Origin of the sequence: Myroides sp. LoEW2-1, assembly GCF_009767705.1 — a bacterium.
In the GTDB taxonomy this organism is placed as follows: domain Bacteria; phylum Bacteroidota; class Bacteroidia; order Flavobacteriales; family Flavobacteriaceae; genus Flavobacterium; species Flavobacterium album_A.
The window spans coordinates 26,017-41,011 of sequence record NZ_WSPP01000172.1 but is presented as its reverse complement, the minus strand read 5'-3'; the positions used below and the strand labels follow the sequence as shown (position 1 = coordinate 41,011).

At 35.4% G+C, this 14,995-nt stretch carries 13 protein-coding genes; 6 read left to right on the top strand and 7 right to left on the bottom strand.

Annotated elements, in window-relative coordinates; translation table 11 throughout:
• Positions 1 to 30: 30 nt before the first annotated feature.
• The 3 genes from GOQ24_RS10565 (at position 31) to rpe (ending at position 1,661) form a co-directional block, all read left to right on the top strand.
• The gene (locus GOQ24_RS10565) at positions 31 to 195 is read left to right on the top strand and encodes a YqaE/Pmp3 family membrane protein (RefSeq protein WP_155092122.1); all 165 of its coding nucleotides are present in this window, start codon (positions 31 to 33) and stop codon (positions 193 to 195) included.
• 10 nt (positions 196 to 205) lie between these two features.
• Entirely contained in the window at positions 206 to 907 is a 702-nt protein-coding gene (lipB, locus tag GOQ24_RS10560) for a lipoyl(octanoyl) transferase LipB (protein WP_155092123.1), read from the top strand.
• A 91-nt stretch (positions 908 to 998) separates the two neighbouring features.
• Complete coding sequence (rpe, locus tag GOQ24_RS10555) at positions 999 to 1,661, top strand: ribulose-phosphate 3-epimerase (protein ID WP_155092124.1); 663 nt, start codon at positions 999 to 1,001, stop codon at positions 1,659 to 1,661.
• Between the two features lie 112 nt (positions 1,662 to 1,773).
• Here rpe and groL read toward each other — a convergent pair whose 3' ends face one another.
• The 7 genes from groL to miaB all read right to left on the bottom strand — a co-directional run bounded on the left by groL (position 1,774) and on the right by miaB (position 8,435).
• Positions 1,774 to 3,402, bottom strand: coding sequence for a chaperonin GroEL (groL, locus tag GOQ24_RS10550; protein WP_155092125.1), 1,629 nt, complete (start codon positions 3,400 to 3,402; stop codon positions 1,774 to 1,776).
• A 37-nt stretch (positions 3,403 to 3,439) separates the two neighbouring features.
• Entirely contained in the window at positions 3,440 to 3,715 is a 276-nt protein-coding gene (gene groES / locus GOQ24_RS10545) for a co-chaperone GroES (protein WP_155092126.1), read from the bottom strand.
• Positions 3,716 to 3,861: 146 nt separating this feature from the next.
• Positions 3,862 to 4,221, bottom strand: coding sequence for a preprotein translocase subunit SecG (gene secG, locus GOQ24_RS10540; RefSeq protein ID WP_155092127.1), 360 nt, complete (start codon positions 4,219 to 4,221; stop codon positions 3,862 to 3,864).
• A gap of 1 nt (position 4,222) precedes the next feature.
• The gene (locus GOQ24_RS10535; RefSeq protein WP_155092128.1) at positions 4,223 to 5,140 is read right to left on the bottom strand and encodes a tetratricopeptide repeat protein; all 918 of its coding nucleotides are present in this window, start codon (positions 5,138 to 5,140) and stop codon (positions 4,223 to 4,225) included.
• Positions 5,141 to 5,151: 11 nt separating this feature from the next.
• Positions 5,152 to 5,655, bottom strand: coding sequence for an LptE family protein (locus tag GOQ24_RS10530; protein ID WP_155092129.1), 504 nt, complete (start codon positions 5,653 to 5,655; stop codon positions 5,152 to 5,154).
• A 3-nt stretch (positions 5,656 to 5,658) separates the two neighbouring features.
• Positions 5,659 to 6,951 carry a sigma-54 interaction domain-containing protein gene (locus GOQ24_RS10525; RefSeq protein WP_160339657.1) on the bottom strand — a complete coding sequence of 431 codons (1,293 nt, stop codon included), beginning with the start codon at positions 6,949 to 6,951 and terminating at the stop codon, positions 5,659 to 5,661.
• Between the two features lie 35 nt (positions 6,952 to 6,986).
• Positions 6,987 to 8,435: a tRNA (N6-isopentenyl adenosine(37)-C2)-methylthiotransferase MiaB gene (miaB, locus tag GOQ24_RS10520; protein WP_155092131.1), complete on the bottom strand. Its 1,449-nt coding sequence runs from the start codon at positions 8,433 to 8,435 to the stop codon at positions 6,987 to 6,989.
• A gap of 1,332 nt (positions 8,436 to 9,767) precedes the next feature.
• Between miaB and topA the strand changes: the two genes are divergently transcribed.
• The 3 genes from topA (at position 9,768) to gldK (ending at position 14,974) form a co-directional block, all read left to right on the top strand.
• The gene (gene topA, locus GOQ24_RS10515; protein WP_155092132.1) at positions 9,768 to 12,293 is read left to right on the top strand and encodes a type I DNA topoisomerase; all 2,526 of its coding nucleotides are present in this window, start codon (positions 9,768 to 9,770) and stop codon (positions 12,291 to 12,293) included.
• A gap of 3 nt (positions 12,294 to 12,296) precedes the next feature.
• Positions 12,297 to 13,445, top strand: a complete 1,149-nt coding sequence (locus GOQ24_RS10510) for a formimidoylglutamase (RefSeq protein ID WP_160339656.1) — start codon at positions 12,297 to 12,299, stop codon at positions 13,443 to 13,445.
• A 125-nt stretch (positions 13,446 to 13,570) separates the two neighbouring features.
• Positions 13,571 to 14,974, top strand: coding sequence for a gliding motility lipoprotein GldK (gene gldK / locus GOQ24_RS10505; RefSeq protein ID WP_160339655.1), 1,404 nt, complete (start codon positions 13,571 to 13,573; stop codon positions 14,972 to 14,974).
• Positions 14,975 to 14,995 lie beyond the last annotated feature (21 nt).

The following is a 14,995-nucleotide window of genomic DNA, read 5'->3' as shown; positions in this document are numbered from 1 at the left end:
GACGAAATTTGTAAGATAAAAATATTGAGTATGAGTATTTGGAGAGTTATTTTAGCTATTATATTCCCACCTTTAGCAGTTTTAGATAAAGGTTGTGGGTCTATTGTAATTGTTTTTTTATTGACTTTAGCAGCTTGGATTCCCGGAATTATTGGTGCTCTTGTAATATTGAATAACCCAAAATATAATCGATAATTAGAACGTAATGAATAAACAAATAAAATTAATTGATCTTGGAGAAAAAGATTATAAAGAAACATGGGATTATCAAGAACAATTATTTCAGTCTATTTTAGATGTAAAAGTTGCGAATAGACGTGAGAACAAAAATGATGCAACAGAGAATTATTTTGTTTTCGTAGAGCATCCCCACGTTTATACACTTGGTAAAAGTGGAGATGTGCACAATATGCTTTTGAACGATCAACAGTTGAAAGAAAAAGGTGCGACTTTTTATAAAATCAATAGAGGTGGTGATATTACTTACCATGGACCTGGACAGATTGTAGGATATCCAATATTAGACTTAGAGAATTTTTTTACAGACATACATAAATATTTGCGTTTACTGGAAGAAACAATGATATTAGTCTTGAAAGATTACGGTATTGAATCAGGTAGAAGTGAAGGTGAAACAGGAGTATGGTTAGATGCAGGTACGCCATTTGCCCGCAAGATTTGCGCAATGGGAGTAAGAGCTTCTAGATGGGTAACTATGCACGGTTTTGCACTGAATGTCAATTCGGATTTGGGTTATTTTGACAATATTATCCCATGTGGAATACGCGGAAAAGGTGTAACATCACTCAATGTAGAGTTGGGGGTAGAGCGTGTCGATGAGGATGAGGTTCGCAGTAAGATTCTCAAGTATTTCACAGAATTATTTGAAGTTCAATTTATAAAATAATCGACAATAATAGAAGTCTTTTTGCAGTATGCACTAAGGCTTTTTTTGTTTAGAGTTAATAGTTTTATCTTTGTTGAAACAACACAAGAATATGAAAAATACAGTTATTGCTCCATCTGTACTTGCTGCAGACTTTGGAAATTTACAACGCGATGTTGAAATGATTAATGAAAGCCAAGCAGATTGGTTTCACATCGATATTATGGACGGAGTTTTTGTTCCTAATATTTCTTTTGGTATGCCTGTCTTAGAGGCTATTGGTAAACATGCCAAGAAGGTATTAGATGTTCACTTAATGATTGTCGATCCTGATCGATATATCAAGACATTTAAAGACTTAGGAGCTGATATTTTGACAGTGCACTACGAGGCATGTACACATCTTCACCGTACAGTTCAAGCAATCAAAGCGGAGGGAATGAAAGCGGGTGTAGCACTTAATCCACATACTCCTGTAAGTGTGTTAGAGGATATTATTCAAGATTTGGACTTGGTATTAATCATGAGTGTTAATCCTGGATTTGGAGGTCAGAGCTTTATAGAGAATACCTATGCTAAAGTGCGTAAATTACAAGCGTTGATTCAGGATAAAGGGGCTAATACTATTATTGAAATTGACGGAGGAGTTACGAGTAAGAATGCTAAAGCCTTAGTAGAGGCTGGAGCAGCTGCGTTAGTAGCAGGTAGTTTTGTTTTTAAATCACAAGATCCGAAATCAACTATCGCTGAATTGAAAGAAATAACAACCTTCTAAAGGTATTGAAGAATAGTCGCATGTTGACTGCTCAATGGCGACTGTTAATGATAAAAAAAGCGGTTTAGAATTAATTCTAAACCGCTTTTTAGTTTTATATACAATGAATGTATTACATCATACCTGGCATTCCGCCTCCCATAGGCATTCCTGCACCGCTCTCGTCTTTTATATCAACTAAAGCACACTCAGTGATTAAGATCATTCCTGAAACAGAAGCAGCATTTTCCAATGCAACTCTTGTTACTTTTTTAGGATCGATTACACCAGCTTGTAACATATCTACATATTCATTTGTCTTAGCGTTGTATCCGAAGTTTTCTTTAGCCTCTAATACTTTAGCAACAACAACAGAACCTTCTAATCCAGCATTTTCAACAATTGTTCTCAATGGAGACTCGATTGCTTTAGCTACGATAGCGATTCCAGTTTCTTCATCAGCATTTTCTACTTTAATGTTTGCTAATGCATCTTTCGCTCTTAATAAAGCAACACCTCCACCAGCAACGATTCCTTCTTCCACTGCAGCTCTTGTTGCGTGTAAAGCATCATCTACGCGATCTTTCTTCTCTTTCATTTCAACTTCAGAAGCAGCTCCAACAAAAAGAACAGCAACACCACCAGCTAACTTAGCTAAGCGCTCTTGTAATTTTTCTTTGTCATAATCAGAAGTAGTAACTTCCATTTGAGCTTTTATCTGGTTTACTCTGTTTTTAATCATTTCAGTATCACCACTTCCACTAACAATAGTAGTGTTATCTTTATCAATGCTTACGCGTTTACAAGTACCAAGCATTTCTAAAGTAGTATTCTCTAATGTGTATCCTTGCTCTTCTGAAATTACAACACCACCTGTTAAGATTGCAATATCTTCTAACATTGCTTTTCTTCTATCTCCAAACCCTGGAGCTTTTACAGCTGCAATTTTCAAGGCACCTCTTAATTTGTTCACTACTAATGTTGATAGAGCTTCTCCGTCAACGTCTTCAGCAATGATTAAAAGTGGTTTTCCTGATTGAGCTATTGGTTCTAATATTGGTAAAAGCTCTTTTAAAGAAGAAACTTTTTTGTCGTATAATAGAATGTAAGGAGAGTCAAGCTCTACTTCCATTTTTTCTGAATTAGTTACAAAGTATGGAGAAAGATAACCTCTGTCAAATTGCATTCCTTCCACTACATCTACATAAGTCTCAGTACCTTTTGCTTCTTCAACTGTGATAACACCTTCTTTTCCAACTTTTTCAAAAGCTTGAGCTATTAATTCACCAATGAAATCGTCGTTATTTGCTGAGATAGAAGCTACTTGTTTGATTTTGTCCATTGACCCACCAACTTCTTGTGCTTGTTTTCTTAGCTCTTCTACGATAATTTCAACCGCTTTGTCAATACCGCGTTTCAAGTCCATTGGATTTGCACCAGCTGCAACGTTTTTAAGTCCTTCTTTAACGATTGCTTGTGCTAATACTGTTGCAGTAGTAGTTCCGTCACCAGCTAAATCATTCGTTTTAGAAGCAACTTCTTTTACCATTTGCGCTCCCATATTTTCAAGTGTGTTCTCAAGCTCTACTTCTTTAGCTACAGAAACACCATCTTTAGTTACTACTGGAGCTCCAAATGATTTACCGATAATTACGTTTCTACCTTTTGGACCTAATGTTACTTTTACAGCATTTGCTAATGCATCCACTCCACGTTTTAAACCTTCGCGCGCTTCGATGTCGAATTTAATATCTTTTGCCATTTTTGATCTGATTTAGTTGTTAATGATTCAATTTGTTTTAAACAATTGCAAGTATGTCGTCTTCACGCATAATTAGGTAATCTTTACCTTCAAATTTTAGCTCTGTTCCAGCATATTTACCATACAGTACAATGTCACCTACTTTTACAGTCATTTCGTGATCTTTAGTGCCGTTTCCTGCCGCTACTACTGTACCTCTTTGTGGTTTTTCTTTTGCATTGTCTGGAATGAAAATACCTGAAGCAGTTTTAGTTTCTGCTGGTAGTGGTTCAATAAGAACTCTGTCTGCAAGTGGTTTAATATTTAATGCCATAATTTAATATAGTTTATGAAATTGAATTTTATTTATAATGCTTATAGATTAGACATAAAGTGTGCCAAATCATATTTTGTCAGTAAAGGACAAAAAAAAATGCCAGCTTGACAGCCGGCATTTGAATTATAATGAGGTAATACTAATTATTCTTGTGTATTGTCACTTGCAGGAGCTTGTTCTGCAGGTGTATTGTTTTCCGTAGGAATAGTAACATTTGTACTTGTTGGAATAGTAGCGTTTTGATCTAATAATTTAGAATCTCCAGAAACTCCTCCTCCTGTACTTAAACTTGACATTAAAATTAAAACAATTAATGTAGCTCCTAAGAACCATGTACTTCTATCAAGGAAATCGTTTGTATTTTTTACACCTCCTGCCACAGTCGAACCTCCAAATGATGAGTCTAATCCTCCTCCTTTTGGATTTTGTACCATAATTACTACAATAAGTAGGAAACATACGATTGCTATCAGTACTAGGAATATTGTAAATGATGTGTTCATGTTATAAACTATTATGTTGTTGTAACGCTTTTATATCTAATATTTGGTCTGCAAAGAAACTACTTTTTTCTGGATATTTCAAAATTAAAATCTCATAAGCTTGTATTGCTTTTTGATATTTTTTTTGTTCAAGATAAATTTTTGCTAAAGTTTCTGTCATTAAACTCGTGTTCTCTTGTACGCTGGTCTCAATGTTTGCGGGGCTTATCGTCGCTTTTTTGGTTGGAACAATTTTAGGATTTGTTTCAATAAATCGATCTATAAGCGTTAATTTTTTTCTTCGTTCTTCTTCTAATTTTTTTTCATTTTCCGTTAAAATAGATTCTTTTTCTCTGTCAATAGGAGGAAATGAAGATATTTTTAACCACTCTTCGTACGAATATTTTTCGTTTTCGGTAATTGTTAAAGGTTTCCCTATTTCTAATTTATCCTCGAGTTGTTCTACTTTGGTTTGTCCTGCTTTCTCTACTTCTATTGGAAGATCCGTAGTCTGCGTTTCAGAAGGTGAAAGATCTTCGTTATCATCACCTGTTTTTTGTTCGGTTTCTGTAGATAAAATAGCGTCTTTTTCTACAGCAACTGAAGTGTTCTGTGACTCTATATTCTCTTCTTCTGGTATAGGTAGAGTGATGTCACTTTCTTTTTCAATCGCATCATTCTCAATTGAGATGGGATAATTAATGAAACTATCGGAAGTTATGAATTCAAATAAGATATCTCGATCAAGCGTATGAGCAGCCGTCTTTTTCAGATTTGTATTATATCTTTCACTTTTGTTTTGGTATAAACACTTTAGGTGCAAAGTTCGAATAGATTGAAAATAGGGATATTCCTCTAATACTTCTTCAAATGATTGTAAATCATCTGCTTCAATAAGAGTTGAATTTATTAAGGCAATATTTATTTTTTCTTTATTCAAATTCCTTGTGTTTACCATTTAGCTAAAGACTCATTGAATACATCTTGTGTGATTCTCTCGTATATTACGTCTAATGCTTCTGTCAAACTTGCACCAGCCAGTTGCACATTAGCATCATAGTCGTAGTAGAAAGAAAATCTCTTTTCAAAATCATCTTCAGGTGTGTTTTTATTGATAAATCGAACATTTATAGCAATGTACAATCTGTTTTGTGCTGCGCGTTGGTCAGCAGTAGCCGTTGTCGGACTAATGCGGTAATCAACGATCTCTCCTTCGTAGATTAAATCTCCTCCTTCATTGGTAAGGCTTAAACTCGTTTGATTTTGTATTAAATCTTGCAAAGCCATAGTAAATGTACGTTCAATACCAGGCTCTACTAAGTCTGCATTGTTTTGAAAGAAATTTACTTGAAAGGAGTCAGCATCTATCTTACCTGTTCCTGTAAAGTTATAATATTTACAACTACTAAAAAATAGTACTGGAAGTAAAATAAGGATTAAATTCTTTATTTTCATAGATTATAGATTGTATTGTTTAATTTTTCTGTAGAGTGTTCTTTCTGAAATACCGAGTTCATCAGCGGCAGCTTTACGTTTACCTTTGTTCTTTTCCAAGGCTTTTCGAATTAGTTCAACTTCTTGTTCCTCTAAGTTTAGCGGTTCCTCTTCGATTGTTTCTGCGAGTAAATAATCATTGTCGTCATCTTCGTCATCTGCTATTGTAGCATGGTGAAAATTAGGTGTGTGATTACTGTGATCGCTTGCAGGAAGAAGACTAAGTTCTGTAATGTTTTTCTGGAACGATGCTTCTGCGGGTTCACTTGGTTTACTGCCATAGATGCGTTGAATTAACCCCTGATTTGTTTCTTGCACTTGACTGCTGTCGTGCTTCAACAATTCTAAGGTAAGCTTTTTAAGGTCAGTCAAATCGCTTTTCATGTCAAATAATACTTTGTACAGAATCTCTCTTTCATTGCTGAAATCTGATTCTGCCTTTTTGCCATTAACAATTGAAGGGACTTGTCTATCGTGATTAGGCAAATAAGATTGCAGTACAGCTAATGATATGTTTCTATTTGTCTCTAACACGGAAATCTGCTCTGCTACGTTGCGCAGCTGTCGGATGTTACCATCCCAGCGGTAACGCACTAAATAATTTGCTGCATCCGCTTCTAATTTGATAGGCGGCATTTTGTATTTGTGAGCAAAATCTGAAGCAAATTTTCTAAAAAGCAAATGAATATCCTCTCCTCTTTCGCGAAGGGGAGGTAAAGTTATTTCAACGGTACTTAGACGATAATATAAGTCTTCTCTAAAATTTCCTTTTTCAATCGCTTCGATCATATTCACGTTTGTAGCAGCAATGATTCGAATATCTGTTTTTTGTACTTTAGATGAACCTACCTTAATGAATTCTCCGTTTTCTAAAACACGTAATAGACGTACTTGTGTAGTCAAGGGAAGTTCTCCAACCTCGTCTAAGAAAATAGTACCTCCATCAGCTTCTTCAAAGTATCCTTCACGGGTACCTACTGCACCCGTAAAAGCCCCTTTTTCGTGTCCAAATAGTTCACTGTCTATTGTTCCTTCTGGAATAGCTCCGCAGTTGACTGCAATGTATTTTCCGTGTTTTCGGTGAGATAGCGAGTGTATGATTTTAGGCATACTCTCTTTACCTACACCACTTTCTCCTGTAATAAGTACGGAAATATCAGTAGGAGCCACCTGAATTGCTTTTTGAATAGCTCTATTCAGTTTAGGATCATTACCAATAATCTCAAAGCGTTGTTTAATTGCTTGAACATTTTCCATAGGTTTTTTACTTCTTTATCTTTTTGTTGATATAACTATGCTTGCATTGGAGAGTACCCTACAGCTTTTCCAATTAAAGTTGCAGAAGTACAATCTGTAATCTCTACTAATACGAAGTCTCCCACTTTGTAATTCTCTTTAGGGAATACAGTTGTTGTATTTTGTGAATTACGCCCAGACCATTCATCTTCTGAACGCTTAGATGTTTTCTCAATTAATACTTCTACTGTAGTTCCAACAAAGCGCTGAGTGCGTTCTAAGCTGATTTTGTTTTGTAGCGTAATTATATCTGTCAATCGTTGTTTTTTAACTTCTTCTGGTACATCATCTTCTAATTTTCGAGCAGCTAATGTTCCAGGTCTTTCAGAATAGGCAAACATAAATCCAAAGTCATATCGTACATATTCCATAAGTGATAAAGTGTCTTTGTGGTCTTCATCTGTTTCTGTAGGGAAACCTGTAATCATATCTTGAGAAAGTGAAATGTCGGGAATTAACTCATAGATTTTATCTACAAGTGCCATGTATTCCTCTCTTGTATGTTGACGGTTCATCGCTTCTAAAATACGCGTACTTCCCGATTGAACAGGTAAGTGAATGTATTTACATATATTTTCGTGCTTAGCGATAGTCTCTATCACTTCAATGTGCATGTCCTGTGGGTTTGAAGTAGAAAAACGGAAGCGCATTTTTGGAAATGTGGTAGCACATGTGTCTAAAAGTTGTGCAAAGTCTACTGCTGTTGCTTTTTGCATTTCAGTAGCTTTTTCATAGTCTTTCTTAAGTCCTCCTCCATACCAAAGGTAACTGTCTACGTTTTGTCCTAATAGGGTTACCTCTTTAAAACCTCTTTCGTATAAGTCTTGTATTTCTTCTATAATACTTTGTGGGTCACGGCTTCGCTCTCTTCCTCTTGTAAATGGTACTACACAGAAAGTACACATATTGTCGCATCCTCTTGTGATTGAAACAAAAGCAGTTACTCCATTACTTTGTAAACGTACAGGTGCAATATCTCCGTAAGTTTCATCTTTCGATAAAATCACATTAATAGCATCTCTACCTTCGTCTACGTCTTTTAATAAATTAGGTAAATCTTTGTAAGCATCTGGTCCTACAACCATGTCTACAATTTTCTCTTCTTCTAAGAATTTACTTTTTAAACGCTCCGCCATACATCCTAATACTCCTACTTTCATACCAGGATTCTTTCTTTTGATTTGATTGTATTGGTCTAAGCGCTTGCGTACTGTTTGTTCTGCTTTATCGCGGATAGAGCAGGTGTTTACTAATACTAAGTCAGCTTCTTCTAAATTGTTTGTGGTGTTATATCCTTCATTTGATAGGATCGAAGCAACAATTTCACTGTCAGAGAAGTTCATTTGACATCCGTAACTTTCAATAAAAAGTTTTTTACTGTTGTCTTGTTTTTGCTCTAATTGTAAGCTTGTTCCTTGTTTATTTTCGTCAATTACCTTTTCCATAAGATTGTTCAAAGGGTGTTCTACATTTTGGGCAAAGATACTTTTTTTTGTGCAACTGACAAGTTGACAGCAGTAGTTTGTTTCTGTCTTTTTTAGGATGCCTTTAGATGCGGAGGGTTAGTAGTAATTGAGAAAGTGATACTGCAATGCTTGATTGGAGAGATGACCATAAAGCGTTTTAGGCTGTTTTGGTAAAGTGGTTGTTCCGGTGATTATATATTCAAGGTGTCTTCAATACTGATTCAGTATTTATTCAAGAAACAGCTACTTAGGTTGAGTAATCTTGGAAGATAGTTGAAGAAGTGTTGAGTGAATTTGCGTGAGTATGTATTAACGGTAGTTTTAGAAGGTAATTGGCGAAATTTCTATCTACCTTTTGGTTGAGTGTAGTTTGTTGTTTTTGGTAAGTTGGGCAGCGATCTTTTCTTGTTTTTATTTTCAAATATGAAACAAGCGATGTACTTATAAACGAGTATCAATTGTATAAGATAACTTGAATTTGATCTAAACTATCTGTTTGTTACTTCCTTTTATCTGTTGATAATCTACCTATCGTTTTGTACGGAGATGAGAGGGCATTGCTTGGGGGTTTCTTGCACCTTTCTTCGAGAAAACCCCTCTCTGGGCTAGAAAACCCCAAGAAAAGTGCAAGGATTCCCCAAGAAAGTGCAAGAAAACCCCTCTATTAAATCAAGCGAATCTGTTTTTTAAGGTTCGTAAACGTGCTCGTCAATTTTGGTGATTTCGTCATTAGATTGGATAGAGTAACTCTTTTAGAGTAAATAGATACCCGTAAATAAATAGCTTAAAAGTTATACTGTTTTTCTTTTATTAAATCAAATTCACATTAGTATAGGGGTGTTGTAGTTATCTAAATGTTTGGTAAGAAAGTTTTGGAGCATATTGACCAGTTGACGAAATGAGTTTGTTTGCTGTATTTGATTTAGATAGGTTTGGGATTCTTCTCTGACTATTGTTATACCTTATCTCTTATTAAGTATTTTTAGAGTATCGTATATATACTATTGACCATTTTTCATGGTACGTCAAGTTTTAAGAATGTTTTGAGATATCAGGAGATTTAAAAGTATAGATAGAGGTGAGAATTGAAAAAGGTAGAGAATTGTTATTAAATTGTGTAATTTTCTGATTTTGTTTGTAAAAAAAATCAATATATCGGTTTATTGCTGTAATGTTGGTTTATTTTACGAATAATTTGATGATTAATGCAATTATTGTATGCTGGCATATTAGTTAAAAGATGCATTAATAAGTAGTGGCACGGATATATTCAAAAAAATCATATATTTTTGCTTCACAAAATAATGAAGTATGGCAAAAAATTTAGTGATTGTTGAGTCACCAGCTAAGGCAAAAACTATAGAAAAATTTTTAGGGAAAGATTATCAAGTAGAATCTAGTTATGGACATATTGCGGATTTACCTTCTAAGGAAATTGGCGTAGATGTCAATAATGGGTTTAAACCTTCATATGAAGTATCGAGTGATAAAAAAGCAGTTGTTAAGAAGTTAAAAGATTTGTCAAAGAAAGCTGAGACAGTTTGGTTAGCTTCCGATGAGGACCGTGAGGGAGAAGCTATAGCATGGCATTTAGCTGAAGAATTAAAATTGGATGCTGATAAAACAAAGCGAATTGTTTTTCACGAGATTACTAAATCTGCCATTGTAAAAGCGATTGAGAACCCTAGACAAATTGACTATAACCTTGTAAATGCTCAACAAGCTCGCCGTATTTTAGACCGTTTGGTAGGATATGAACTTTCTCCTGTACTATGGAAAAAAGTAAAAGGAGGGTTATCTGCTGGACGTGTTCAATCTGTAGCTGTTCGACTAATTGTGGAACGCGAAAAAGAAATCAACGAGTTTAATATTGCATCGTCTTATCATGTAGTAGCTGAATTTGCTACCGCTGAAGGTAAGACTGTAAAAGCGAAGTTGGCAAAGAACTTTGCTACAGAACAAGAAGCTAAACAGTTTTTAGAACTAAATATTGGCAGTAGATATCAAATTAGCGACTTAGAAACTAAGCCAGCTAAGAAGTCTCCTGCTGCACCATTTACTACCTCTACCTTACAGCAAGAGGCAGCGCGTAAGCTGTATTTTTCGGTAAGTCAAACGATGACTTTAGCTCAGCGATTATACGAAAGTGGATTGATTACTTATATGAGAACGGATAGTGTGAATCTTTCGCAAGAAGCTATGAAAGCTGCGGCAGATGAAATTTCTAAATCGTATGGTGCTCAGTATTCTAAACCGCGAACATATACAACAAAGAGTAAAGGAGCACAAGAAGCTCACGAAGCTATTCGCCCTACAAATATGGCCTTGCACAATGCACCTGTAGATAGAGATCAAGCTCGTTTATATGATTTGATATGGAAGCGTACGCTTGCTTCTCAAATGAGTGATGCTAAACTTGAAAGAACAAATGTTCGCATAGCTTCGAATAAATTTCAAGATCAATTTGCAGCTACTGGTGAGGTTTTACTTTTTGACGGTTTCTTAAAGGTATATTTGGAAGGACACGATGAGGAAGATGAAGAAGTAGAAGGAATTTTGCCAGCGTTGAAAGTAGGAGAGGAGTTGATGAGAAAGACTTTAGTGGCAACTCAGCGATTCAGTAAACCTGCAGCAAGATATACAGAAGCTTCATTAGTAAAGAAATTAGAGGAGTTAGGGATTGGTAGACCGTCAACTTATGCACCAACGATATCAACTATTATAGCTCGTAATTATGTTGAGAAAGGAAGTGCTGAAGGAAAAGAACGCGAGTATAAATTGTTGGAATTGGGGAATGATGGCGTTCGCACAAAGAATTTAGTTGAGAAAACAGGATCGGATAAAGGTAAGTTAGTACCTACAGATATTGGAATTATTGTAAATGATTTCTTAGTTAAGAATTTTCAAACAATCTTAGACTATAACTTCACAGCGAGAGTTGAGGAGAATTTCGATGAGATTGCTGCTGGAAATGCAGATTGGGCTAAAATGATGAAGGAGTTTTACGATCATTTTCACCCTACAGTTAAGAATGTTGAAGAAAACGCTGAAAGAGAATCTGGAGAGCGTATTTTAGGAGAGGATCCTAAAACAGGTAAGCCTGTATTGGTTCGTCTGGGTAAATTTGGACCGATGGCTCAAATTGGTGATGCTGAAGACGAGAATAAACAATTTGCAAGTTTAGGACCTGACCAGAATATTGGTACTATTAGCTTGGAAGAAGCATTGACATTGTTTTTATTACCTAAACAGTTAGGAGAATATAAAGGAGAAGAAGTAGAGGTAAATAACGGCCGCTTTGGACCTTATGTTCGCGTAGGTAAAGTTTTTATCTCTTTGCCAAAAGGAGAAGAACCATTAGATGTGTCGTTTGAAAGAGCGGTTGAGCTAATAAAAGAGAAAGAGGAAGCAGATGCACCTATTGCTACTTTTCAAGGAATGGATGTTCAAAAAGGCGTTGGTAGATTTGGCCCATACTTAAAGTGGAATGGCATTTTTATCAATGTGAATAAAAAATATAATTTTGACAATTTATCTCAAGCTGATATTATTGAATTAATTGAAGATAAAATTCAAAAAGAGAAGGATAAAGTTATTCACGATTGGTCTGCTGAAGGGATTCGCGTTGAAAAAGCAAGATGGGGGAGATCTGTTATCTTGCAAGGGAAAACGAAAATAGAATTGTCGAAGGATGTTGATGCAGCTGCTTTAACTTTGGATCAAGTGAAAGCTATGATTGAGGCAAAAGCTCCAGCAAAGAAAACAGCAGCTAAGAAAGCGACAACAAAAAAGACAGCAACTAAGAAAACTACGACTACAAAGAAAACAAAAAAGTAATTTATGATGTACGAGTTGTTAGTGCCTTTAAGTGATGATGTGGTTGATTACATCGATGGATTGCCTAGTCAGACATTAGGTAAGAAAGTCACATACTATCGCGAAAAAGAGTTTTTTGATTATGACAAGTATCAAATTGCTATAATTGGTATTGGCGATAATAGAGGAGCTGGTCAAGAAGATTTAACTGTTGTTGATGTTTCTAAAATTAGAAAAGCACTCTATGCATTATATCCTGGTAACTGGGGTCTTCGAATTATTGATTTTGGAGATATATTACCTGGTGATACAATAGAAGATACTCATTTCGTTGTCAAATCTATCGTAAGTGATTTGATTAAGAATAATGTATTGCCAATTGTTATAGGTGGGTCTCAAGACTTGACTTACGGAATGTATCGCGCATACGATGATTTGAATAAGTTGGTAAATATCGTGACAATCGACTCTAAGTTAGATGTAGCAAAAGGAGCTAATTTATCAGTTGAAAGTTTTCTTTCTCGTATTATTTTAGAGGAACCTGTGAATTTGTTTAACTATGCAAACTTAGGTTATCAAACGTTTTATAATTCACAAGAAGAAATAGATTTAATAGATAGCTTATATTTTGAAGCTTATCGCGTAGGTGAGGTTTCTGCAAATTTAAAAATAGCAGAGCCAGTGCTGAGAGATGCCGATATAGTAAGCATTGATATGGGGGTTGTCAAATCGGGTGATTCGGGTAATCACATCACTTTTAACCCAAATGGCTTTGATGGTAAAGAGATATGTGCATTAGGTCGATACGCAGGGTTGAGTGATAGAGTTTCAACTTTTGGAATATTCAATTATAATAATACAAAGAATGAAGCGTTATTAATAGCACAAATCATTTGGTATTTTATAGAGGGATATAATTATCGCACAGGAGAGTATCCTTTTGAAAGACGCGCAAATTATTTGAAATTTATAGTTCCTATTGAAGGCTACGAGGATTTGATTTTCTATAAAAGTGACATTTCTGGTCGCTGGTGGGTAGAAAATGGCATTGTAGAATTTGAGAATAGCAAAGGAATTTCTTTAATGCCGTGTAACGAAGAAGAATATTTGATGGCAACTAAGCAAGAAATACCAGAAAGATGGTGGAAAGCTCTAAAAAGGAGTATGTTGTAAAAAAAAAGTTTTTTTTGAGAAGAATTAATGTAAATTAATCTTTAGCTTTGTTTATTGAAAGAAATAAGAAAAAATTAACTTTAAATAGTAGTAAAGAAAAATTGTATATATAAACCTAAAATTATATGAAGAAGATAATTACGTTAGGAGTTTTGGCGGCTTTGATGTTCAGTTGTGGAGCAGGTGGAGATCGAGGTGAGTTAATGGGAGGTGTAGAAGGTAAAAGATGGCGTAACACAAAACCGCATGGCATGTCATTAGTTCCAGGAGGAACTTTTACAATGGGACAGGCTAATGAAGACTTCTTAGGTGCACAAGATGCTCCTACAAAAACTGTTACGATTGGATCGTTTTATATGGACGAGACAGAGGTAAGTAATAACCAGTACCGAAAATTCGTTGAATGGGTAAAAGATTCAATTACTCGTACTAAATTAGCTATCATGGCTGATGATATGGGGATGAATAAAGATGCTGGTGGAATAGGGGCTTATGCTTTTTTAGATTCAGAAGAAAATTTAGATAAAATGACACCATACCAACGCTATATGTATGATAATTACTATAGTATGGAAATGAGTGATGATATTTACTCTGGTCGTCGTTTGAATAAAAAAGTGCCAGTGGTTACGAATAATAGTAAATTTCCAGATGAGTATTATGTAGAGGTAATGGATTCTCTTTATATCCCTGCTTCTGAAACATATAATGGAATGACTACATTCGATGTGTCTAAGTTGAAATTTAAGTATACTTACGTTGACGTGGAAGGTGCAACAAGAGATCAAGGTACAGATCCACGTAGTAAACGCAAAAGACACTTGAAAACGGAGACACTTTTAATCTATCCTGATACTACACGTTGGATTAAAGAATTCCAGTATTCTTATAATGAGCCAATGCACAACGATTACTTTTGGCATGAGGCTTTTGGAGAGTATCCTGTAGTTGGTGTAAGCTGGTATCAAGCAAAAGCTTTTGCTGCTTGGAGAACAATGTATAAGAATACTTTTTTACGTACAAATAATCAAACACAAGAAGTTCACGAGTTCCGTTTACCAATGGAAAGTGAATGGGAATATGCTGCTCGTGGTGGTCTTGAAGGAGCTATGTATCCTTGGGGAGGACCTTATGCAACAGATGAAAGAGGTTGCTTTATGGCAAACTTTAAACCAACTCGTTTTGACTATGCGGTTGATGGCGCTTTATATACAGCAGATGTAAGATCATATCCTCCAAATGGATATAACTTATACAATATGGCTGGTAACGTTGCCGAATGGACTAGTTCACCTTATGAGGTTTCTGCTTATGATTTTATGTCTTCTATGAAACCGAGAAATAGACAAACTGATAATCCTTTAAAAGTTGTAAGAGGTGGTTCATGGAGAGATCCTGCTTATTTCTTACAAGTAGCAACTCGTGATTCAGAGTATGCAGATTCATCAAGAAGCTACATTGGGTTTAGAACTGTGCAGTCAGTTTCAGGTTCTATGTCAAGAACTAATGCTGCAAAAATGGCTCGTTAAAAAATTGGAAAGAAAATTTAT

Bases quoted from the DNA above. Each gene is read 5' to 3' on its own strand.
- GOQ24_RS10565 (WP_155092122.1), top strand. From the start codon at position 31: ATGAGTATTTGGAGAGTTATTTTAGCTATTATATTCCCACCTTTAGCA.
- lipB (WP_155092123.1), top strand. From the start codon at position 206: ATGAATAAACAAATAAAATTAATTGATCTTGGAGAAAAAGATTATAAA.
- rpe (WP_155092124.1), top strand. From the start codon at position 999: ATGAAAAATACAGTTATTGCTCCATCTGTACTTGCTGCAGACTTTGGA.
- groL (WP_155092125.1), bottom strand. From the start codon at position 3,402: ATGGCAAAAGATATTAAATTCGACATCGAAGCGCGCGAAGGTTTAAAA.
- groES (WP_155092126.1), bottom strand. From the start codon at position 3,715: ATGGCATTAAATATTAAACCACTTGCAGACAGAGTTCTTATTGAACCA.
- secG (WP_155092127.1), bottom strand. From the start codon at position 4,221: ATGAACACATCATTTACAATATTCCTAGTACTGATAGCAATCGTATGT.
- GOQ24_RS10530 (WP_155092129.1), bottom strand. From the start codon at position 5,655: ATGAAAATAAAGAATTTAATCCTTATTTTACTTCCAGTACTATTTTTT.
- GOQ24_RS10525 (WP_160339657.1), bottom strand. From the start codon at position 6,951: ATGGAAAATGTTCAAGCAATTAAACAACGCTTTGAGATTATTGGTAAT.
- miaB (WP_155092131.1), bottom strand. From the start codon at position 8,435: ATGGAAAAGGTAATTGACGAAAATAAACAAGGAACAAGCTTACAATTA.
- topA (WP_155092132.1), top strand. From the start codon at position 9,768: ATGGCAAAAAATTTAGTGATTGTTGAGTCACCAGCTAAGGCAAAAACT.
- GOQ24_RS10510 (WP_160339656.1), top strand. From the start codon at position 12,297: ATGATGTACGAGTTGTTAGTGCCTTTAAGTGATGATGTGGTTGATTAC.
- gldK (WP_160339655.1), top strand. From the start codon at position 13,571: ATGAAGAAGATAATTACGTTAGGAGTTTTGGCGGCTTTGATGTTCAGT.